The following is a 21,354-nucleotide window of genomic DNA, read 5'->3' on the forward strand; positions in this document are numbered from 1 at the left end:
CGAATGCTGGCGAGGGTGCAGGGCAGTGAGGGGCAGGGTGCTAAGGTCCTGCTCCGAGAGGGGAACAACCCAGACCATCCGCTAAGGTCCCCAAGTGTGTGCTAAGTTGAACAAAGGTGGTCCGGCTGCCGAGACAGCCAGGAGGTTAGCTTGGAAGCAGCTATTCCTTTAAAGAGTGCGTAACAGCTCACTGGTCGAGCGGGGCGGGCATCGATAATAAACGGGCATCAAGCACATCACCGAAGCGGTGGATCGATACTACACACGTGTAGTGTCTGATGGTAGGAGAGCATACGACAACCGGCGAAGTTGGGGCGTGAGCCCTGGTGGAGGGTGTCGTAGAGCAAATGTAGGCATAAGTAACGAGAAGACAGGTGGGAACCCTGTCCGCCGAAAGACCAAGGGTTTCCGGGCGACGGCAGTCAACCCGGAGTTAGTCGGGACCTAATGGCTTAGCGACAGCGAAGGTCAGATGGACAACTGGTTAATAGTCCAGTACTACCCGCTGATGCCAATCACTGACAAATTGATGGAGTCCACACGTCCTGCGGGAATAGGGCGTCACAGCGGCGGCTTCGGCCAAAGCGAGGGGGCGAAGTTGGTTTCAAGAAAAGGTGGTGAAGCGTCAGTCAGTGGGTACCCGTACCGCAAACCGACACAGGTGGTTGGGGTGAATAACCTAAGGCGCACGAGAGAATCATGGCCAAGGAACTCGGCAAGATAACCCTGTAACTTCGGGAGAAGGGGGGCCTACCCTCGCAAGAGGGAGGTTGCAGAGCAAAGGCCCAGGCGACTGTTTACCAAAAACACAGGACTCTGCCAAATCGAGAGATGACGCATAGGGTCTGACACCTGCCCGGTGCTGGAAGGTTAAGGGGGGATGTTAGGGGCAACCCGACGCATTGAACTGAAGCCCCAGTAAACGGCGGCCGTAACTATAACGGTCCTAAGGTAGCGAAATTCCTTGTCGGGTAAGTTCCGACCTGCACGAATGGTGTAACGATCTGGGCACTGTCTCAGCCATGAGCTCGGTGAAATTGTAGTAGCGGTGAAGATGCCGCTTACCCGCCACGGGACGGAAAGACCCCGTGCACCTTTACTATAGCTTAACATGGATCGCTGGTCTGGCATGTGTAGGATAGGCGGGAGGCGTTGAATCGGTGTCGCCAGGCATCGTGGAGCCACCCTTGAAATACCGCCCTTTTCAGACTGGCGGTCTAACCCCTAATCGGGGGACAGTGTTTGGTGGGTAGTTTGACTGGGGTGGTCGCCTCCGAAAGGGTAACGGAGGCTTCCCAAGGTTTGCTCAGGCCGGACGGTAATCGGTCGGGGAGTGCAATAGCAGAAGCAAGCTTGACAGTGAGGCAAACAGGCCGATCTGGTGCGAAAGCAGGGTATAGTGATCCGGTGGTACTGCATGGGTGGGCCATCGCTCAAAGGATAAAAGGTACGCCGGGGATAACAGGCTGATCTCCCCCAAGAGCTCACATCGACGGGGAGGTTTGGCACCTCGATGTCGGCTCGTCACATCCTGGGGCTGGAGAAGGTTCCAAGGGTTCGGCTGTTCGCCGATTAAAGTGGCACGCGAGCTGGGTTCAGAACGTCGTGAGACAGTTCGGTCCCTATCTGTGGTGGGCGTGGGATGATTGCGGGGATCTGACCTTAGTACGAGAGGACCGGGTTGGACGCACCGCTGGCGGATCGGTTGTCGTGCCCGCGGCACGGCCGAGTAGCTACGTGCGGAACGGATAAGCGCTGAAGGCATCTAAGTGCGAAACCGACCTCAAGATGAGTCATCTGTTAATAAAGGCTGTGAGAGACGATCACGTGGATAGGCGGCAGGTGGAGGTGTGGAGACACATGGAGCCGAGCCGTACTAATGAGCCTGAAAGGTTAGTCCTGAACAATAAAGGTGCTAGCTGCTTGCTACGTGCTGAACGAAACGTGTTGTAAATATTCTCTTCTCGATTGGGAACGAACGAAATGATACTGATCAAACTGGCTTAGGCTGGTTTGAATCGAAAGAGTAAGGAGGTTGGTAACGACGGGCGGGTGAACACCTTTTCCCATTCCGAACAGAGCCGTTAAGCCCCGCACTGCCGATGGTACTGGAGTCGAATCCGGGAGAGTAGGCGGTCGCCACCTCTGAAACAGCGAGAGCCGTGTTCCACAAGAACACGGCTTTTTGCATTTATATCCTGTTACTGTTATCTGCAATCCATTGCATGCCGTTTTTGTGTACCTTCGATTGCTAGGTAGTTAATTCAACAAACAGGATGGCAGTTTTCAAACTAACTATTAATGGACGTACCCATCAGGCTGATGTAGAGGCTGATACGCCGCTACTTTGGGTACTGCGCGATCACCTTGGGCTTGTCGGGACAAAGTACGGTTGTGGCATTGCCCAGTGCGGAGCCTGTACGGTACACGTCAACGGGGAAGCGACGCGTTCTTGCGTGTTGCCAGTTTCGGCTATCGGTGCCGGGAAAGTAGTCACCATCGAAGGGTTATCGGCGAAAGGAGATCATCCGGTGCAACAAGCTTGGAACGAGGTGGACGTACCCCAGTGTGGGTATTGTCAGGCTGGGCAGATTATGACCGCCGCTGCATTTCTCAAGCGCAATCCTAAACCAGCCGCTGCCGACATCGATTCAGCTATGAGCGGAAATATTTGCCGCTGTGGTACCTACCACCGGATTCGGGAAGCCGTGCAGTTGGCCAGTACAAAACTGAAAAAATAGCCATGCAGACACAGACTAACGAAAGCCGCCGGAACTTCATGAAGATGGCCGCTATGGCCGGCGGCGGATTTGTCTTGGGCTTCAACTGGCTCGAGTCGGAAGCTGCCGCGGTCAGCATGGCGGTGCCAGCGCAGGCACTCACGTTTAACAGTTATTTATCGATAAGCCCACAGGGTATCATCACGATTCTGTCGCCTAATCCGGAGGTTGGCCAGGGTATCAAAACCGCCTTCCCGATTATCGTAGCCGAAGAGCTCGATGCCGATTGGACGAAAGTGGTAGTTGAGCAGGCTCCCCTTGATACGAAAAAGTTCGAGCGACAGGTGGCGGGCGGTAGCGGTTCCATTCCTCACTCCTGGAAACGCCTGCGGGTAGCGGGGGCGACGGCGCGTCAAATGCTCGTTGAGGCGGCGGCTAAGCGCTGGAACGTACCTGCAACCACCTGCACGACGGATAAGGGCTTTGTACTGCATCAGGCCAGCAATCGGAAAGTAAGCTACGGCGAATTGGCTGCCGAAGCAGCCCAGATTCCGGTCCCGACGGATGTTAAGCTGAAAGATAGTAAAGACTTCAAATTGATTGGGAGTACGGTTAAGAATGTTGATAACCCGCCTATCCTGACCGGAAAGCCGCTGTTTGGGCTCGATTTCTACCGGGAGGGCATGCTGTTTGGCATGCTTCAGCGGCCTGCTTTTGGCTATAAAGCTAAGGCTATTACCAATGCGGCTACCGTGAAAAAAATGCCGGGTATCCTAGACGTGATGCTCGTCAATAATGGGGTGGCCGTGGTTGGGAAATCAACCTGGCAGGTGCAGAAAGCCAAAAGCGCGTTGCAGGTGGAATGGGAGAAAACGGACACGCTCGAAAACAGCGCCGACCACAACCGGATATTGAGCGAGCTACTCGATAGCTCATCGGCGATGGTACGTCGGCAGGATGGCGATGTGAAAACGGCTTTCGCCAACGCCGCCAAGGTGGTTAAGGCGGAGTATCAGTGTCCATTTCTGCCGCACAGCCCGATGGAGCCAATGAACTTCTTTGCGCACGTGCGTTCGGGAGCCAATGGCGTTGAGAGTGCGGAACTGGTAGGCCCGACCCAAACGCCCGAACTCGCCCGCAACGAAACAGCCAAGCTGCTCGGCATCGCCCCGGATAAAGTCACGGTAGAACTTACCCGTATGGGTGGGGGATTTGGCCGCCGTTTGAAGGCCGATTATGTGGTTGAAGCCGTGCAGGTGTCGAAACTGATGAATGCGCCGGTGAAGCTGATCTGGACGCGCGAGGACGACATGACGGGTGGTAGCTATCGCCCCGCCGTTCGGTATCGGTTCGAAGCGGCGCTGGATGCGCAAAATAACCTGATTGGCTATAAACTACGGGGCGTCGGTATCAACGCCGGCAACCCGACGCGGGAAGACAATTTCCCCGCTGGTTCGGTAGAAAACCTGCTGATCGACAGCGTTGAGCACAAATCTCCCATTACGACTGGCGCGTGGCGGGCACCCATTACCAACTTCCTGGCGTTTGCCGAGCAGTCGTTTCTGGATGAGGTCGCGCAGGCGGCGGGTAAAGATCCCGTGCAGTTCAGGCTGGAATTGCTCGACCGCGCGAAGCAGAAGCCGACCGGCGCCATCAAATACGACATCGACCGGATGCGTGGCGTAATTGAACTGGCGGCTGAAAAGGCAGGCTGGGGCAAAAAGAAAGACGTGGCGCAGGGCTTCAGCGTGTATTTCTCGCACCGCTCCTACGTGGCGCAGGTGGGCGAGGTGGTCGTTCAAAAAGGAAAACCCGTGCTGCAAAAGGTCTATGCGGCGGCTGATTGCGGCGTGGTTATCAACCAGAGCGGCGCCCGGCAACAGGTAACCGGTTGTATCGTCGATGGTATCGGCCACGCCATGTATGGGCAGTTGACCTTTAAAGATGGTGCCACTGAGCAAAAGAATTTCGGCGAGTACCGGCTCATTCGGATGAACGAGATCCCGAACGTTGAAGTGCATTTCGTGAAAAACGACATCGAACCAACGGGCCTGGGTGAACCAGCTTTACCACCGGCAGGCGCTGCAATTGCGAACGCTATCTTTAAAGCGACGGGTAAGCGGCTGCGTAATCAGCCCTTTGTCGAAGAGGATGCCCTCAAGCGGGTTTCGTAATGGCTCCATTGCCTTTGAAACTATAGAAAAAGCCCACTCAGGTACGTTGAGTGGGCTTTTTTATGAACAGTCGGTTCTAGCGTTTAGAGGCCTAGCACGCGTTTGTTGAAGGCCTCGTCGGCACCTGTACCGGCAAAGTCATCGAAGGCCCGCTCCGTAACGCGGATCATGTGGTTCTCGATGAAGGGCGCGCCTTCCGCGGCTCCCTGCTCGGGGTGTTTGATCGCGCATTCCCACTCCAGTACGGCCCAGCCGTCGTAATCGTATTGAGCCAGTTTGCTGAAGATGCTGCCAAAGTCGACCTGCCCATCGCCCAGCGAACGGAACCGGCCCGCGCGTTCTACCCAGCCCTGGAAACCACCATATACACCCTGCCGGCCCGTTGGGTTGAACTCGGCATCTTTCACGTGGAAGGCATAAATCCGCTCGTGGTAGATATCGATGAAATCCAGGTAATTGAGGCACTGCAACACAAAGTGGCTGGGATCGTAGTTGATGCCCGCCCGCTTGTGGTTGCCAACCGCCTCAAGGAATAGCTCAAACGTGACGCCATCGTGCACATCTTCGCCGGGGTGCAACTCATAACCGACGTTAACACCGGCCTCTTCATAAGCGTCCAGAATTGGCTTCCAGCGTTTGCCCAGTTCGGCAAAACCCGTTTCGACCAGTCCGGCCGGGCGTTGGGGCCAGGGATACATAAACGGCCACAGCAAGGCACCCGAGAACGTTACGTGCGACGTAAGGCCGAGGTTCTGACTGGCTTTGGCCGCCAGCATCAGCTGATCGACTGCCCAGGCTTGCTGTTCCGTTGGTTTGCCCGCCAGTTCGGCCGGGCCAAAGCCATCGAACATAGGCGCGTAGGCTGGGTGAACAGCCACCAACTGCCCTTGCAGGTGCGTTGATAGCTCCGTGATTTCAACGCCAATGTCGGCGAGTTTACCTTTTAGCTCATCGCAGTAGGTTTTGCTGTCGGCAGCCTGTTTAAGGTCGATAACGCGCGGGTCCCAGGTGGGGAGCTGAATGCCCTTGTAGCCTAAGTCAGCCATGTACCGGGCAATCGAATCCAGGTTGTTGAAGGGTTCGGCATCGCCCATGAATTGAGCCAGAAAAATGCCAGGGCCTTTGAGTGATTTCATTCTTATAAAGAGCGAAAGAATGAAAGAGTGAAAGAGTGAAAGGGCTTCGTATACATGTAAACATGAAGTTTACCAGCTAAACAGCCACTCTTTCACGCTTCCGCTCTTTCATTCATTAAGTTCAGTCGCTCGCTGTTTTTCGGGATTTAGATAAAATTTTCAACAGTTGGTATCCCTCATCAATCAAATCAGACAGTCTGGACTGGGAAACAAGCTGCGTATTGATGAGGGTTTCCAGCCAGAAAAGACACTCGTCTAGTTCTTCAATAACTAAACTAAGTTTAGCAAAATATTCTTTTCCACTTCGGCCTCGTCGGACAGCCCGAAAATTGGCTGCTGCTGAAGAAGACGCACGAATGAGTTGCCGACTAAAATGTTGAGCTTCAAAGCTTTCAGGTAACGACCGACAGACGTTCAAGCAACGAAGCATAAGGTTATTCAGCCGACGAGTGATATCATCCAAAAATTGGCTCTTTGAATAGCTGGCGTAATCTGCTGGTGCTTCACCAACGTGATCATCACCAGGCAAATCGTCGTTGATAGCATCCATAATTGAGAACCACTCTTTCACTCATTCGCTCTCTCACTCTTTGGCTTCTACACCTCAACCCAGCTCTGCGCCTTGTTGCTTTCCAGGATCCGCTCGCAGATGAGCAGTTCGCGGTAACCGTCGGCGAAGGTTGGGTACGTTGGGTTTTCGGGTTGTTTCCCGGCCTCAATGGCGGCGTATACCTCCTTGAAAAGCTGCTTTGACGTATCGGGGAAACCTTCGTTATGTCCACCGGGGAAACCAATCACCGAACGTACCTCGGCGTGCACCAGCGAGGGGTCGTCGGTAACGGTTTGGTTGTAGCCATCGCGATTACCCACCCAAAGCTGATTCGGCGCCTCAGAGTTGAAGGCAAGAGTTTTCTTCGAGCCCGAAATCTCAATCTTGAGTTGGTTTTTGCGTCCAGCCGATACCTGCGACACAGTGATGACGCCCCGGTTGCCGTTGTCGAACCGCAACAATACGTTGGCATGGTCTTCGGTATTGATGGGTACGTCGGCGTAATCGTCGGGTTGCAGCATCTTGCCCGAGTAGGTTTCAACGGGCTTCAGTGGCTTTTTGCGCGTCTTGTGGATGGTGTTGAAATCGGCCAGCACGGCGGTCGTTTTCAGACCCGTCACGTGCTCCAGAATATCCATCAGGTGCGAACCAATGTCGGCAATGGCCCGCGAATCGCCCGATTTGTCGGGTTCGAGGCGCCAGTTGTAGTCGGTTTCGTAGAAGAGCCAGTCTTGCAGGTAGGACCCAATAATGCTGTAGACGTCGCCCAGTTCGCCTTTCTCGCGCATCACTTTCATCTGCCGCACTAGTGGGTAGTAGCGCAGGTTGAAATGCACGGCGTTGACGAGCCCCGTTTGTTCAGCCAGTTGAACCAGCTCTTCGGCTTCGGCCAGGTCTTTCGCCAGCGGCTTCTCGCAGATGACGTGCTTGCCCGCCAGCAGCGCTGCCTTTGATTGGCTGTAATGCAGGAAATTAGGGGTACAGATGTGAATGGCCTGAATGTCGTCCTGCTTCAGCAAGTCGTCGAACGTATAGGCGCGGGGGATACCTAACTGAGCAGCTTTGGTTTCGGCCAGTTCCTGCGAGACTTCGCAGAGGGCAACAACCTCAACATTGGGCAGGCGACGGAGGGCTTCGATGTGAGCAGGACCGATGAATCCGGTGCCGACGACGCCCACTTGGATTTTTGACATGAGAGAGAAAATTGGTTAATCGTGCTAATTGCTGACGTCCAGAAGACGCAAAATTTGCCGCGGCGGCGTTGAGTCCGAACGGGACTGGTCGCTACGAAATGAACTTCGTCCACTTCTGATCCGATTTGTCGGACGATACCACGGTGTCGATAAAGGCCATGCCGCGAACGCCGTCGGCTACGCCGGGGAAGTCGAGGCGGATAGGGTCGGGCTCGGTGCCGTTGAGGCGCGCGCGGAGCGTGTGGGCAAAGTTGGTATAGATGTTGGCAAAAGCCTCCAGGAACGCTTCCGGGTGGCCGGCCGGCAGGCGGGTGTTGGCCTGTGCCTCGGGCGACAACGTACCCACGTTGGTTCGGATAAGGCGGGCGCCATTTTCGTTGGTCTTGTAGATGAGCGTATTCGGCTCCATCTGATGCCACTCCAGGCCGCCAAACTCTCCATATACCTTAATCTTGAGCGGGTTTTCTTCGCCGTTGGCAATCTGGCTGTTGGTGAGCATGCCTTTGGCCCCGTTGTCGAATCGCAACAGCATATTGGCGTCGTCGTCAAGCAGGCGGCCCTCCACGAAAATGGTGAGGTCGGCGCAGAGCTCGGTGATTTTCAGGCCGGTGATGTACTCGACGAGGTTTTCGGCGTGGGTGCCGATATCGCCAACGCCACCCACCGCGCCCGACTTGGCAGGGTCGGTGCGCCAGCTAGCCTGCTTCTGCCCCGTCGCTTCGACGAGTTGCGCCAGCCAGCCCTGCGGGTATTCGACCAGTACCTTCCGAATCTGCCCCAGCTTACCGGCTTTGATCATGGCCCGGGCTTCCTTCACCATTGGGTAGCCGGTGTAGTTGTGGGTCAGGCAGAAGATCAGGCCGGTTTTCTCCACTAGCTGAGCCAGTTCCTTGGCCTCGGCCAGGTTGAGCGTCATGGGTTTATCGCACACCACGTGAAAGCCATTTTCGAGGGCCATTTTCGCGGGGGCAAAGTGCATGTAGTTAGGCGTCACGATGGTCACAAAGTCCATTCGCTCACCCTCGGGCAGCTCTTTTTCCTGCCGGATCATGTCTTCGAAGGTATCATAGACACGGTTGGGAGGCAGGTACAGGGCGTGACCGGTTTGCCGCGATTTTTCGGGGTTCGAGCTAAACGCTCCACACACGAGTTCGATCTCATTATCGAGAGCGGCTGCCCGGCGGTGAACGGCACCAATAAAAGCGTCGAGGCTACCACCGACCATCCCCATGCGGAGCTTACGGTGTGTGGTTGAAGGAAAATGAGAAGGCCGGTTTTCCGATGTAATTGTCATAAGCGCAACGGCAGTAATGCTTGTTCTACGCAAAGTAATGGGCTACCTCCCGGAAGACGCAACCACTTCCTAACGAAATAAGAAAACTGGGCCGATTTACTTTTATTTCGCTCATTTTGGATTGCGCAAAGAAGCAAATTGGGTAACATTGGGATTCAAATGGCTTTGGACTCTGAACATCGGAAGCCAGACAACCTCTGAATCTCGGCCCATCCGATACGTTATAGCCAACAACTAACGTCTCTTATCTAATCAACTCCTTCTGTTACACATGGACCTAACCGTTAACCGCTCCCGACTTTTCAACGCGAGCTGCTTTGCTATCATCACTACGGCCATGGCGTTCGCCATCCGGGCGGGCGTTCTGACTCAACTAGGGGCGGAGTTCAACCTGACCGCCAAAGAACTGGGCTACGTGAACCAGATGGCGTTCCTGGGCTTTCCCATCGCGATGATTTTTGGGGGGCCGCTCTACAACGTCATTGGTCCGAAGCGCATTGCCTGGGTGGCGTTTGCTACGCACGTACTGGGACTGGTGCTGACCATCACGGCGTCGGGTTTCTGGAGCCTGCTGATCTCGACATTCTTCGTGGGTTTTGGTAATGGTACGGTAGAAGCCGCCTGTAATCCGCTGGTGACAGACATGTATAGTGGTAATCAGACGACCAAGATGCTCAACCGGCTCCACATGTGGTTTCCTGGCGGCATCGTAATTGGTAGCCTGCTCTCGAAGTTTATGACACAGGCCGGGCTCGGCTGGCAGTTGCAGATCGGAGCTATCTTGATTCCGGCTGTGATTTATGCCGGTCTTTTCTTGGGACAGCAGTTCCCGGCCAGCAAAGTAGAAGGGGCATCATCGACGGGAGAAAATCTCAGATCGATGGCGTCGCCATTGTACCTGTTCATGCTGGTTTGTATGGCCCTGACGGCTGTTTCGGAGTTCGGTCCTGAGCAGTGGATTGATCCCATCATGAAAAACGCCGGTGCCGACCCGATGATTATCCTGGCGCTGGTGACGGGATTGATGGCTGTAGGTCGGTTCTTCGCTGGTCCGATCGTGCACCGCCTGAACCCAACCGGTGTCCTGTGGGGTTCATCGATCATGGCGGCGCTTGGCGTATACCTAATGGGTAATGCCACGGGCGGGATGGTGTATCTGTCGGCCATTGTCTTTGCCATCGGGGTTTGTTATTTCTGGCCCACGATGCTCGGTTTTGTGGCCGAATACATCCCGAAAGCGGGCGCCTTCGGTCTGTCGATCATGGGCGGTATGGGCATGTTTGCTACTTCGATCTTCCAGCCCATTATCGGCGGCTGGCTCGATGAGGAAGCCAGCAAGCGGGGCCTGACCGCCGAAACGGCTGATTTGGCCACCGGCCAGGCTACACTAGGCCACATGGTCATTTTTCCGCTGGTCCTGATTGTGGCGTTTGGTATTCTGTGGTTTGTGATGCGCAATCGCAAACCGGCCCACGCTGACGAAACCCTGATTGCCGAGCAGCCTCAACTGTAAGCAGCTAAACGTCAATCCATAAAAAGAGGGCCGAGTCAACACTCGGCCCTCTTTTTATGGGCTGGTAGCATCGGGTACGTTGCTGATCAGTCGACAACCGAAACACCTTTCCAGAAGGCTATGCGGCCTTTGATCTGGCTGGCGGCTGGTTTCGGGTCCGGGTAGTACCAGGCGGCGTCGGGGTTCGACCGACCATCGACGTTGAGTGAGTAATACGAAGCTACACCTTTCCACGGGCAGGTGGTGTGGGTGGGGCTGTTGGTCAGGTAGTCTGCTTTCACCGATTCGACAGGGAAATAGTGGTTGTTCTCAACGACCACCGTATCGTTACTTTCGGCAATCGTCTGCCCATTCCAGATGGCTTTCATACTTGTCTTGTTTTAGGACTCCGCTTTTACTGAATAACACGGTCAGCACGTAACTGTTTGAGAAACAGAAGCTACACGGTCAGGCCAGCTGGCGCATCGATAAAAAGAGGCAGGTGCCAACGGTTCATCGGCTTTTTGCTACGGCTCCCCCTCGTTTACAGCCGCTTAGGCTATCCTTTACTGTGCGCCACCGACGATCCGCTGCAACTTTGGCCTGTCAAACCGACAACGAGACGATCAGCTAAACACCCTGTTTGCGTCGATAGCTCGAATCAGTAAACAAACAACCCAATGAATTCACTACTTGTAACGCTGCTGTCTCCCATTCAGGCCCTAAGCGTCTCCCTGTTGGCAGCTGCGATCATCGTCACATCTATCGGCGACTAAACCACCTGCTGGAAAGTCGCCGCTGCCCGAAAGCCCACCTCGGTATGAGGTGGGCTTTTTTAGTGCCCTTCTGCTGCGTAACCACCAGCGTAAACCCTCGCCAGCATCTGCTGGCTAAGTTCCTGATAACAGGCTAGCCAGGCATCGCGTACGTCGGCGTTCCATTGTTTACCCAATCCTTGTTCCAGCGTCCAGAGCAATACCTCACCCACGGCCGCATAATGGGCTGGCTGCACCCCGTAAGCTTCGTGCCAACGGGTCATGTCGGCAATCTCAACGGCTACTTCGCCCGGGCGGTCGAGGCGGGCCACGATGATGTTAAGCATGTCGGCAAATTGCCCGTATTGCACATCCAGCGGCCCTTTAAACAAGGCACGTACCTGAGGGTATTGTAGCGCCAGACGGCTGTAGAACACGTCGCCAATAAGCGCCGGGTCGATAGACCACAGTAGTCGTCCTGTCTGTTTCACCAGGTCGATTTGTTGGCTTGTCATCAGTTGAGTACGTTAACGAACGACCAACTACGTCCCCTTGTCGCTACTAGCAAAAAAAAGCTACTTCAGCCGCTATCTACGATTGTTGAACCGTCATATTCAATTAGTTAACCGTGGCCGACCGTTGCTTTAAACTAGCGATAACGGCTGATTGGCTCAGCTAGACCATTCGGTCAATAAGGCAAGCGATCTGAGTAAAAATCGTTGCATTTACTGGTTGATTTTACGGAATTTAGGCGCTCAGGGATCAGGCCGTTAGCTGTCATGAATGCGCTCATTATCGAAGACGAAAAACTGGTTGCCCACGAGTTGGCGGCCAGCATTGCCGAGGTCGATCCTGGCATCACCATTATCGGTACGGTTGGCAGTCTGAAGACGGCGCTCAACTGGTTTGCCGAGCATGCCGAACCCGATCTGATCTTCGCCGATATTCAGCTTTCCGATGGGGTCAGCTTCCGGATCTTCGATCAGTTTGCCCTGTCATGTCCGGTTATTTTTACCACCGCCTACAACGAATACGCTATTCAGGCCTTCAAAGTCAACGGCATCGATTACCTGCTGAAGCCTGTGGATTGGACCGAATTGCAACGGGCGATTGCGCGGGCAAAAACGGTGATGAAGAGTCGATCGGTCAGTACGTTCGATGTCAAGAAACTGATCGAATCCCTGAACGGCCCTACCGGGACGCGCTCGACATACAAGGTGCATTTTCTGGGCAATGCCCGAAATAGTTGGGTGCCCGTAAACGTAGCTCAGATTGCCTACTTCACCCGCGATCAGCTCAATTTCATGGTGACGAATGCGGGGGAACGCTTTATCGTGGATTATGATACGCTCGACGAGATTGAGCAACTACTCGATCCGGCGTGTTTTTACCGGGCCAACCGGCATTGCCTCATCAACATCAACGCCATACAGCAGGTGAGAGGCATGGGCAATCTAAAGCTGAACGTAAAGCTGAAATTGCCCAACCATGGTTTTGACGTTGACATCAGCCGCGATAAAGCGCCAGCCTTCAAAAAGTGGCTCGAAAAATAGATGACTGCTAGCCCGTTTCAGTGCGTATTGAGCCGGTTGGCCAGTTCGTGTTGCAAGGCAAGTCGGTAGGGTTCGTGCATAGCCATTGTACCGCTGCTGAGGTTCACAGCCTCATTCAACAGGGCCAGCTCGTCGGTGCGGCCTAGCAGGCGCAACAGGGCTTCGGCACACGTACAGCGCACCAGAAAGGCCAGTTCCTCGCGCTGCAATACCCGAAACAATACCCAACCTGCCTGCTGGAGGGTAGCCCGTTGTGCCACTGAGTGCCATAAGCCATAATAATCGCCGTATTGACCTGCCTCAACGTACCTGAGCAACGTGTCGACGGGGAGTTCGTCAAACCCAGTGCGCTCCCGTTGCGCTGCCTGTTCGTATTGATCCTGCCACGACATAATCGATGAATGTACAGATCGCGGCCGATTAGCTGCAACTATAACCGGCTGGCTGGCCGTGGATACCGAACGGATGACGCGCAATGCTTGATGAACCGTAGCGCAAAGCTCACTCGCCAACACGGCTCATAACGTACCTGATTCGGTTCAAAGGCATTCCTGCGTCAGTGGTAGTCGTTTTTTTGTGCTACTTGCTTAGCGTAGCCTTTTTTGCCAGCGGCTGGCGAGGTCTTTAGGCGGATCAATAGCTTGTCTAACAGCAGGCTATGGTTTGCCAGATCAGTTAATCCAGCGCCACATCCACCAGTTACTAACCCCATAAAACTATGTCAGTGCTGGGCTACGTTTTCGTCGTTATCACGACGGTATTCTATTTGGGTCTGGGCATGCTGACGGCCTCTAAACCTAACCTGGCGGGCGAAAACGCAATGGGCTACGGGTTGGGCTTCTTCTTTCTGGGCGTCGGCTTTGCCATCAGCAGCCTGGTGTTAACCATCGCGATCAACTCGAAAGGCGGCTTCCAGTGGGTCACTACCGAAACCGGTCTGCGCACACCGCTTGTTTTTGCAACCTGGTTTGTGGTGGCGCTCACCACTTTCTTCTGCGCGACTTTCAAGTGGGAATGGCCTTCCGATACCCTTTACCCGCAGTTTTTGCATTGGCTGGGGGTGCATCATGGGCAACTGTGGGTTCCGCTGTTGTGGCTGCTGCCCTGTTTTCTGTCTCTCGGCGCAACCGGGCAGCCTACGGGGCTGTACAGACTGCCGTTCTTCACCAGCATGCTGATCGGCGCCGTCTTCACGGCGGGTTTACTCACGGGCTATTTTCGGGAATCGGCGCAGCGGGCAGAAGCCGAGATCGCTACCCGAACAGCCGATGAAGCCCGATGGCATCAGGACGATCTGAACACGATCGCCGCGCAACAGGTGCAGGATCCGATTTATACGCTGCTGAGCTATACGAACCGCTTTCAGGCTGACGACGTACGCGCAGCGGCATTGGCCAAGATCAAGGCGCGTCCTGCCTGGGAAAGCGACCTGCTGGCGGTGCTGACGAATAAAGACTATTACAAACAGGCCTATTACTTTCTGGATGGTAATGCCGTCACGCACCCCGAGCAGTTTGCCCGCCCATTGAATCAGAGCTTGCTTTGGCTGGCTGAAACGGTGCGGAACGACATTAACGGCAGCAACAACCTGCAACACTGGAGCTTCGATTCGTACGGGATCGAGCGGGCGCTCAGAGCCATCGATGAGCAGTTTATGAACCGGGGCGTTGATTTCTATCCGGCCGTTCAAACGCTCAGAGCGGCGCTCAACACAACCCCGCCCGACCGGTTCAAAGACGTGCGCTTCGACATCACCCCCGTCGTTGATCAGTGGCTGGCTAACCACCGAAAGCGATGATCGCGACGGGCCGCCGCAACCGAGCCGCTTGACTTTTTCTTTCTCTCCCGTCTTATATGTACCATCTCTTTACTACGCTGGTAGTGGCAGGCTTACTGCTTGCCTGCCAGCAGCAATCCCAACCGGAACAGGCTGCGCAACGCGCCATCGTCGTGTCGGATTCGGCCGCTGTCGCCGATGTGGTACATGGCTTCTACAAATGGTATACGGCCTTCTCCCAAAAGGCGGCCAACCAGATAGATTTCACCGACGACAACGGCCCGCACCTGACCCTTAACCAGGAGAAACTGGAGCGCTACTTGGCCCGTTTCGCCGCCAGCAACTTTGTTAGCCGTGAGTTTATCGCAAACGAAGTGGCGTTTTACAGGCAATGCAGCCAGTGGTGGCAGCACGAGCCAATCGACGATGTGCCTTCCTGTCTGGATGCTGACAGGTACTTCTGCGCGCAGGAGTGGGAACCGGACTTCTGGCTAAAATCGCCCGTCAGAATCCGGCCCAATGGCCCGGATCGGGTCACTGCCACGCTCGTTGGGCAAGCCTATGGTAGCCCCATGGAGCGAACAGTCGAACTCAAGAAGGAAGAAGGTAAGTGGCTGATCGCCAATATTGAGTGCGATATGGGCCTGAGCGATAAGGCAATTGACCTGAAAAGGGTAACCATCAACGAAGCCTACATCGACGGCCGGATAGCCAGCCACCAGCCCATGTCACCCGCTGATGCCAGGCGGATGGGGCTCGATGCGCTTATTGCCGATGACCTGCTGAACGTACCTGGAACCCGCCTGCGGGTGCTGGATACCTTATTCGCAACCGGGCGGGGTAGGCTCGTTGTTGTGGCCAGAGACAGCGAAAACGAGCGCGAAGCATGGCTGGTACAGTATGATGCCAGCCCGCGGCTTGTGTTCTGGGTGCCGGTTTATTACGATGATCTGGTCGAGTATTTGAAGACGATCGAAACGACAGTAGCTGGGCAGGAAGTCGCCATCAGAACAACCACGGATATCGACGGTACGAAGTCGGTAAACGTGACGAAATACGCACTCAACAGGCAACTCATCTTCGAGCGCATCAACCGATAAGGTGCGTACAACGGCTGCGAAACAGGGGAAAACGGTGTTGGACAGGCTCAACAATGTAAGGTAGACGCTGCTACCATCCCAATCAGTGCGCCAACGTACCCAGCAGCGACCGAATAAGGCCCGGCACCCCGATCAGGCTGAATACCAGCCCGAAACCGCCCAGAATCAGTGGCAGCAGCCATTCGTCTTTTCCTTCCATCAGCAACTCGTTGGGCCTGTCGCTCATGTACCACAGCTTAATGACCTCCCCAATCTGAAACATGGGCGGGGTTGTGTAGGTGGTCGAGTAATAGATCTGTGACTGGTTGTGCTGGTCGGTGTATTGCACAACGACCGCCTGCGCCGTGCTGGGCGTAATCTGCCGTTTTTTATGATGGGCAATCACGACGCCGCGCGTTTCGATGCCGTGGGTTTTCATATACCTCGTTTTGCTCCAGAGCGAATAGGCGATGCCGGTGCATACGATCCCGATCAACGCAAATACGCCTAAAAAAAGCAGCCAGAGTTTGTCGCCAGTAGCCATAATCAATGCCGAGAGGAAGGATAGCACAAACCTATACGGGCACCGATGTCATCGTCAACTATACTTGATTTAATGCGCCTGAACACCCGATGAACGACGCATAAAGCCGTCTGAATCGTGTCGACTACCACCAGTGCCGGGCCGGGCCAAATCGTAGCCGGTCCACAGGCTGGACATTGACGCCGCAACCTGCTAATATGGTGCCGCGAAGCCCAGAACTCACCTTGCTATGACGCCTAAGTGCCTGCTTATCTGCGCTCTGTCGCTGTTCATGAACGTGACCTGCCCGGCGCAGAAAACGACGTTGAACTTTCGCCATATTTCGGTCGCCGACGGACTAAACGACGGCTCCATCATGGCCATGTGCCAGGACAAATACGGCTACATGTGGTTTGCCACCCTGGGCGCACTGCATCGCTACAACGGGCATTCGATCGAACGATTCAGCCACATTGTTGGCGACAGTACCTCGGCCCCTGTCGATAATGCCTGGAGCATAGCCAACGATGCGGACGGGCGGCTTTGGCTGGGTTACGATCTGGGGTTGTACGAGTTCGACCATGACACCAATAAGTTTATCCACCATCCGGCGTTGAAAGGCCTATACATCCAGCAGATTGTGCCGGCCCGGCAGCACACGCTCTACCTACTGACTAGCCTTGGGGTGATCCGGTACGATACCCAAACGGGCCAGACTCGTAACCTGAGCCAAATAAACGCGCTGTTGACAAAGCACCCCGCCCACTCCCTGCAACTGCGGAATGGGCATTTGTTTATCGGTTCGGTGAACGGCTACGTTACCTACGCGATTGACACCGACAAATGGCTATTTACCCCCTTCGGGAACGTCGGTGACTTCAAAGCCAATCGAATTTTAGTTGATCAGACTGGTAACTTATGGCTCAGCGATTTTGCCCGGTTTCAACTGGCTACGTATGATCCGGCAGCAAAGCAATTTGCCATTTTTCGAGACCCGAAGTTGCCCCGGGCGGCCGTTCGTGAAACTGCCTACAACGATTTCGTCTGTGACAAAACGAATACAATCTGGGTGACGTCGCTGTTGGGTGGTCTGATGAAAATCAACGCATCGACGCATGCCGTAGACTACTTCTTCAATGCAAAAACAGAATCGCTAAAAAATGGGTGGCGAAACCTGCGCAACATTTACCTGAGCAACGACGCGAATTTGTTTATCGGGTGCGCCGATGGAGTCATTTATTTTCAGGCCGCCGACGGTTTGTTTACGACCGTGCTGCCAAAACCATTCGAAGGCCCCTCGCCCTTTGCCCGGGCAATGCTCGAAGATCGTGACGGCCGTTGGTGGTTTACGTCGGGTGACGGAGTGGTGCGCTATAACCCTGACTCAGAGCAAACGGTGGTCTGGAAAAACGAGACGGGTAAAGAGCCCGTAATTTATTTCAACTCAGTTCGTGGTATTGCCGAAGACCGCGAAGGCACCATCTGGCTGGCTACCGGCAAGGGTATCAACAGCTATAGCCGTGGGGCAACAAAGTTCAGGTTTTACACCGCGGCCGATTCCATTCCAAACGCCTTTTATTATTGCGCCAACGCAGACAGCCAGGGCCGTATCTGGTTCGGTACGAAAGATGCGGATGGGCTGTATTATTTCTCGTTAAAAACCCATCGCTTTTACAGCCTGACAACGCACCCTCTATTGAAAAAATACAGTGGCCTAGGTGCCCGAATTGTCTTTGAAGATAGCCAGCGTCGCCTCTGGATCGGTCATAACGGGAATGGCTTGGTTATGCTCGATGAACGCCGGGGCATAACGCGCTACTGGTTCAATACGAGTACGACGAAAGCAACAATTTGTGGCAACACGATTGTCGATATCAAGGAAGATAAAAAAGGGGTTATCTGGGTCAGTACATTCAATGGCGTAACGGGTATCGATCTGCGGCAGAACACGTACACCTGGCTTACCGACCAGTCGTTTTTTAAATCGACGTTTACCGGTCCCCTGGCCGTCGACGCAAAAAACCGGCTCTGGGTAGGTACCGGCAATGGGTTGTATGTGGTGGATGAGCCGCGAAAAACCGCCGCTCTTTTCGATGAAAACAGCGGGATGCAAAGCGCTGCCTTTACCGAACATTCGGGCTACACGACCAAAGACGGCTGGATGATGCTGCCGACGCTGCGGGGCTTCGTGCGCTTCGACCCGATGCGGTACGTACCCAGCCCGAGCCGGTACGACTTCTTTGCCTCGACCGTCGAAGCGCTCAACAAAAGCTACAAACTGCCCAGGCGGTCCAACACCGAGCTAGACCTCAAACCTGACGAGAACTTCCTGACCATTACCCTCGAGGCCATCAACTTCATTAACCCTACCCAAACCCAATATGCCTACAAGCTGGAAGGCGTTGATCCGGATTGGGTGTACAGCCAGTACCCCAAGGCAACGTATACCAACCTGGACGGTGGAACCTACACGTTTCACTATAAAGTGAGCGCATCGCCGGGCAATTGGGCCGTGCCTGAAAAGACAATCACGCTGACTATCGGCACGCTCTTTTATAAAACCAGCTGGTTTAAGGGACTGATCCTGTGTTTGGTAGGTCTGCTCGTTGTTGATTTTGTCCGGTTCCGAATAGCCCAGCGTCAGCGAATTCACAACCTGCAATTGCAATCGACCCGGCTCGAACGCGACAAGACCGAGCTGCAATACCAGAACCTGATCAACCACCTCAATCCGCACTTTCTGTTCAACAGCCTTACGTCGCTCAACAGCCTCATCCTGACAAGCCCGCGGGAGGCCTCTCAGTTTTTGCGCAAGCTGTCGGCGATCTACCGGTATATCCTGCAGAACAAAGACAAAGAACTCGTGCCCCTGCGCGACGAACTGGCTTTCGTGCAGCCGTACATCGACCTGCAAACAGCGCGTTTTGGGTTGGGGCTGCGCATCACCATCGCCGTACCCGACACGTACCTGACGCAACTGATTGTACCCGTGACGCTGCAAAACCTGCTCGAAAATGCCATCAAGCACAACAGTATCGATGAAGACAACCCGTTGGTCATTCGCATCTACCCCGATGAGGACTACCTCTGTGTGGCCAATCACCTGCAAAAGAAAGGCTTCGTGGAGACCTCCAACAAGCAGGGGCTGGCCAGCATGAAATCCATGTACCACTACCTGAGTCGCCGGGCGGTTGACGTGATCGAGACCGACAGCGAATTTATCGTCAAAGTGCCCCTGATCCAGCCGTAAACCGATGCACTCAGAACGTACCTGAGCGCGACTAACTGGCGCCGATAACGGCTCAGCGCCGGTTGACGGCCACTCAACCTGGAAATAAGGCGCCTTGGCGTCCTTTTCTGGACTTAAGCCCGACGAGCCGCCATCTTGAGCCGATTCCTGAAAACGGTTATGAATACGTTTGCGCTAAGTCTGGCTGCTATGGGGCTATCGGTAGGGGTGTGGCTACTGGTGCGGTTGGGATATACGTACCTGCCACCCTCGTGGGACGACAAACCGTTTCAGGTAGGCTTGCTGTTGTATCTGGTAGCCTTGCTGGTGACGGGCTGGGCCATTGTTCGGGCCGTTGGTTTCCTGGCGCAACAAATCCCCAATTGGGGGCGGGGCTTGTTGGCGGTGGCATTGTCGCTAGTCGCGGGATTGGTGGCGCTCGCCGCGTTTATGCTCATCTACGGCGAGGGAATGCAGGGCTATAGTGATCGCTAGCGACGCCAGCAACGTACCTAGAACTCGGTTTTCCATTGCACCACCCAGCCTGTTTTCAGCTGTTTGGGCAAAGGCAAGCCTAGCAACCCCGTAGCCGGGTTCATCGCCGACAAGGTCAAGGGCTGTTCCTCTTTTGTCGCGCCGGAGATAACTTTGGTCGCCCGCAGGAAGATCTGCCCCCGGCTATCGACATCGTCAACGACGGCATAAAGCGCGTCGCCGGGCTTCAGATCGACTTCGCCGACCTGCGCGGGCTGCGTGACCACAAAGGCCCAGCTTTGGCCAAGTTTGGGTTTGCCCGCTTTCTGCAACTTGGCCTCAACGTCGCCGGTAAAAATAGCGGGTGTCTTGGGGCGTTGCGCCAGCAGGTCCGTCAGGATGCTATCCATAACGGCCGCTTCACTTTGCGGAGCTGGTGAGCCGAGCAGATCGCCCTGAATGGGTTCGCCGGTCAGCTCGGGATCTTCGTCGATCAGCCAGCCCATCCGGCGGGCCTGCTGTCGTTCGCGCTCATACGGGTCATCCGCGTAGGCAAGCATACCCGAACTCATCCCGGCATAGCGGCCCGGATTGGTCATCAATTCCTTAAAGGCGAGCATCCGATACAAGTAATAGCCCGTTTCTTCGTTCATCGCCATTTCGTAGTAGCTGCGGGTTGCCTGCCGCACGATCTTTTTCTCGATCATACCCATGCCGCCGTTGTAGGCTGCCGCTGCCAACGTCCACGAACCCAGCCGCTTGTGCAGGGCATGCAGGTACCGGCACGCTGCCTCTGTCGATTTCACTAGGTCCATACGCTCGTCGTGGCCGGGGTCGATACGTAACCCCATATCGCGGGCCGTTTCGTCCATAAACTGCCAATAGCCCACCGCGCCGGCCGACGACACGGCATCGGCCTTGAAGTTGCTTTCGATGAGCGGCATGTACTTGAAATCGTTCGGAATATGGTGCTTGGCCAAAATAGGTTCGATCACGGCAAAATAGGGTGTAGCCCGCTGAACCAGCAGCTGTACCCGTTTGGCGTACCCCGAGGTGCTCATTAGCGCCAGGGCTAGTTTGGCCGATACGACCCCCTGCTCCGTTGGTACCAGTTCACCTGCAAAGTTGGTGCGCTGCACAGGTTGAGGCGCCTGTATCGCCGATTTAGCCGTTGACTTCTTTGGTTTCTTCCGTGACTGAGCAACGGAGAAATGTGCAAGAAGCAAAAGGAGCAAACTGCTTAGAATGATCGTGTTACTGAAATGACGTTCTCGTTTCAAGGCAATTTGGATGGGTGCTTGTACGTAACTAACGAGCGTGGCTAGAAGTTCGTGCCGCCGCTACCAAACAGAAAGACCCGTCCAGGATGAAGGATCATCCGAACGGGTCTTAACCGGGCTGTGGT

At 54.9% G+C, this 21,354-nt stretch carries 17 protein-coding genes and 2 rRNA genes (1 of these 19 running past the window's edge); 10 read left to right on the forward strand and 9 right to left on the reverse strand.

The window, feature by feature from the left end:
- From FAES_RS08255 to FAES_RS08270, 4 genes are all read left to right on the forward strand, one after another.
- Positions 1–1,902: ribosomal RNA gene (locus FAES_RS08255) — 23S ribosomal RNA — on the forward strand (it extends 952 nt beyond the left edge of the window).
- Between the two features lie 132 nt (positions 1,903–2,034).
- Positions 2,035–2,145, forward strand: a 5S ribosomal RNA gene (gene rrf / locus FAES_RS08260).
- A gap of 131 nt (positions 2,146–2,276) precedes the next feature.
- Entirely contained in the window at positions 2,277–2,741 is a 465-nt protein-coding gene (locus FAES_RS08265; RefSeq protein WP_015330750.1) for a (2Fe-2S)-binding protein, read from the forward strand.
- A gap of 2 nt (positions 2,742–2,743) precedes the next feature.
- Positions 2,744–4,894, forward strand: coding sequence for a xanthine dehydrogenase family protein molybdopterin-binding subunit (locus tag FAES_RS08270; protein WP_015330751.1), 2,151 nt, complete (start codon positions 2,744–2,746; stop codon positions 4,892–4,894).
- Between the two features lie 83 nt (positions 4,895–4,977).
- Here FAES_RS08270 and FAES_RS08275 read toward each other — a convergent pair whose 3' ends face one another.
- The 4 genes from FAES_RS08275 to FAES_RS08285 all read right to left on the reverse strand — a co-directional run bounded on the left by FAES_RS08275 (position 4,978) and on the right by FAES_RS08285 (position 9,004).
- Positions 4,978–6,030 carry a sugar phosphate isomerase/epimerase family protein gene (locus FAES_RS08275; RefSeq protein ID WP_015330752.1) on the reverse strand — a complete coding sequence of 351 codons (1,053 nt, stop codon included), beginning with the start codon at positions 6,028–6,030 and terminating at the stop codon, positions 4,978–4,980.
- 121 nt (positions 6,031–6,151) lie between these two features.
- A complete protein-coding gene (locus FAES_RS29520) occupies positions 6,152–6,580 on the reverse strand; it encodes a four helix bundle protein (protein ID WP_083891521.1) in 429 nt (142 codons plus the stop codon).
- A 47-nt stretch (positions 6,581–6,627) separates the two neighbouring features.
- A complete protein-coding gene (locus FAES_RS08280) occupies positions 6,628–7,773 on the reverse strand; it encodes a Gfo/Idh/MocA family protein (protein WP_015330754.1) in 1,146 nt (381 codons plus the stop codon).
- 91 nt (positions 7,774–7,864) lie between these two features.
- A complete protein-coding gene (locus FAES_RS08285) occupies positions 7,865–9,004 on the reverse strand; it encodes a Gfo/Idh/MocA family protein (RefSeq protein WP_041257666.1) in 1,140 nt (379 codons plus the stop codon).
- Positions 9,005–9,338: 334 nt separating this feature from the next.
- Here FAES_RS08285 and FAES_RS08290 point away from each other — a divergent pair, with 334 nt between their 5' ends.
- The gene (locus FAES_RS08290) at positions 9,339–10,580 is read left to right on the forward strand and encodes an MFS transporter (protein ID WP_015330756.1); all 1,242 of its coding nucleotides are present in this window, start codon (positions 9,339–9,341) and stop codon (positions 10,578–10,580) included.
- 86 nt (positions 10,581–10,666) lie between these two features.
- Here FAES_RS08290 and FAES_RS08295 read toward each other — a convergent pair whose 3' ends face one another.
- Both FAES_RS08295 and FAES_RS08300 read right to left on the reverse strand, forming a co-directional pair.
- Entirely contained in the window at positions 10,667–10,948 is a 282-nt protein-coding gene (locus FAES_RS08295) for a DUF427 domain-containing protein (protein ID WP_015330757.1), read from the reverse strand.
- 446 nt (positions 10,949–11,394) lie between these two features.
- Complete coding sequence (locus FAES_RS08300; protein ID WP_015330758.1) at positions 11,395–11,829, reverse strand: globin domain-containing protein; 435 nt, start codon at positions 11,827–11,829, stop codon at positions 11,395–11,397.
- Positions 11,830–12,093: 264 nt separating this feature from the next.
- Between FAES_RS08300 and FAES_RS08305 the strand changes: the two genes are divergently transcribed.
- Positions 12,094–12,867: a LytR/AlgR family response regulator transcription factor gene (locus tag FAES_RS08305; protein ID WP_015330759.1), complete on the forward strand. Its 774-nt coding sequence runs from the start codon at positions 12,094–12,096 to the stop codon at positions 12,865–12,867.
- A 17-nt stretch (positions 12,868–12,884) separates the two neighbouring features.
- On the opposite strand, the gene FAES_RS08310 is transcribed toward FAES_RS08305, so the two are convergent.
- A complete protein-coding gene (locus FAES_RS08310; RefSeq protein ID WP_015330760.1) occupies positions 12,885–13,259 on the reverse strand; it encodes a hypothetical protein in 375 nt (124 codons plus the stop codon).
- Positions 13,260–13,585: 326 nt separating this feature from the next.
- Here FAES_RS08310 and FAES_RS08315 point away from each other — a divergent pair, with 326 nt between their 5' ends.
- Both FAES_RS08315 and FAES_RS08320 read left to right on the forward strand, forming a co-directional pair.
- Complete coding sequence (locus FAES_RS08315; protein WP_015330761.1) at positions 13,586–14,665, forward strand: hypothetical protein; 1,080 nt, start codon at positions 13,586–13,588, stop codon at positions 14,663–14,665.
- Positions 14,666–14,721: 56 nt separating this feature from the next.
- A complete protein-coding gene (locus FAES_RS08320) occupies positions 14,722–15,744 on the forward strand; it encodes a YqhG/Tai3 family protein (RefSeq protein ID WP_015330762.1) in 1,023 nt (340 codons plus the stop codon).
- Positions 15,745–15,826: 82 nt separating this feature from the next.
- Here the strand turns inward: FAES_RS08320 and FAES_RS08325 are convergent, their stop codons facing one another.
- Positions 15,827–16,267: a DUF3592 domain-containing protein gene (locus FAES_RS08325; RefSeq protein ID WP_015330763.1), complete on the reverse strand. Its 441-nt coding sequence runs from the start codon at positions 16,265–16,267 to the stop codon at positions 15,827–15,829.
- 229 nt (positions 16,268–16,496) lie between these two features.
- Between FAES_RS08325 and FAES_RS08330 the strand changes: the two genes are divergently transcribed.
- Both FAES_RS08330 and FAES_RS08335 read left to right on the forward strand, forming a co-directional pair.
- On the forward strand, positions 16,497–19,496 hold the full coding sequence (locus FAES_RS08330; RefSeq protein WP_015330764.1) for a two-component regulator propeller domain-containing protein: 3,000 nt from the start codon (positions 16,497–16,499) through the stop codon (positions 19,494–19,496).
- A 159-nt stretch (positions 19,497–19,655) separates the two neighbouring features.
- On the forward strand, positions 19,656–19,970 hold the full coding sequence (locus FAES_RS08335; RefSeq protein ID WP_015330765.1) for a hypothetical protein: 315 nt from the start codon (positions 19,656–19,658) through the stop codon (positions 19,968–19,970).
- Between the two features lie 17 nt (positions 19,971–19,987).
- Here FAES_RS08335 and FAES_RS08340 read toward each other — a convergent pair whose 3' ends face one another.
- Positions 19,988–21,088 (reverse strand): lytic transglycosylase domain-containing protein, encoded by a 1,101-nt coding sequence (locus tag FAES_RS08340; RefSeq protein WP_229364447.1) that lies wholly within the window; start codon positions 21,086–21,088, stop codon positions 19,988–19,990.
- Between the last annotated feature and the right edge of the window lie 266 nt (positions 21,089–21,354).

Origin of the sequence: Fibrella aestuarina BUZ 2, from assembly GCF_000331105.1 — a bacterium.
Classification (GTDB): domain Bacteria; phylum Bacteroidota; class Bacteroidia; order Cytophagales; family Spirosomataceae; genus Fibrella; species Fibrella aestuarina.

Coding starts and splice junctions, on each gene's coding strand:
- FAES_RS08330 (WP_015330764.1), top strand. CDS start 16,497: ATGACGCCTAAGTGCCTGCTTATCTGCGCTCTGTCGCTGTTCATGAAC.
- FAES_RS08335 (WP_015330765.1), top strand. CDS start 19,656: ATGAATACGTTTGCGCTAAGTCTGGCTGCTATGGGGCTATCGGTAGGG.
- FAES_RS08315 (WP_015330761.1), top strand. CDS start 13,586: ATGTCAGTGCTGGGCTACGTTTTCGTCGTTATCACGACGGTATTCTAT.
- FAES_RS29520 (WP_083891521.1), bottom strand. CDS start 6,580: ATGGATGCTATCAACGACGATTTGCCTGGTGATGATCACGTTGGTGAA.
- FAES_RS08295 (WP_015330757.1), bottom strand. CDS start 10,948: ATGAAAGCCATCTGGAATGGGCAGACGATTGCCGAAAGTAACGATACG.
- FAES_RS08320 (WP_015330762.1), top strand. CDS start 14,722: ATGTACCATCTCTTTACTACGCTGGTAGTGGCAGGCTTACTGCTTGCC.
- FAES_RS08300 (WP_015330758.1), bottom strand. CDS start 11,829: ATGACAAGCCAACAAATCGACCTGGTGAAACAGACAGGACGACTACTG.
- FAES_RS08290 (WP_015330756.1), top strand. CDS start 9,339: ATGGACCTAACCGTTAACCGCTCCCGACTTTTCAACGCGAGCTGCTTT.
- FAES_RS08325 (WP_015330763.1), bottom strand. CDS start 16,267: ATGGCTACTGGCGACAAACTCTGGCTGCTTTTTTTAGGCGTATTTGCG.
- FAES_RS08270 (WP_015330751.1), top strand. CDS start 2,744: ATGCAGACACAGACTAACGAAAGCCGCCGGAACTTCATGAAGATGGCC.
- FAES_RS08310 (WP_015330760.1), bottom strand. CDS start 13,259: ATGTCGTGGCAGGATCAATACGAACAGGCAGCGCAACGGGAGCGCACT.
- FAES_RS08275 (WP_015330752.1), bottom strand. CDS start 6,030: ATGAAATCACTCAAAGGCCCTGGCATTTTTCTGGCTCAATTCATGGGC.
- FAES_RS08285 (WP_041257666.1), bottom strand. CDS start 9,004: ATGGGGATGGTCGGTGGTAGCCTCGACGCTTTTATTGGTGCCGTTCAC.
- FAES_RS08280 (WP_015330754.1), bottom strand. CDS start 7,773: ATGTCAAAAATCCAAGTGGGCGTCGTCGGCACCGGATTCATCGGTCCT.
- FAES_RS08265 (WP_015330750.1), top strand. CDS start 2,277: ATGGCAGTTTTCAAACTAACTATTAATGGACGTACCCATCAGGCTGAT.
- FAES_RS08305 (WP_015330759.1), top strand. CDS start 12,094: ATGAATGCGCTCATTATCGAAGACGAAAAACTGGTTGCCCACGAGTTG.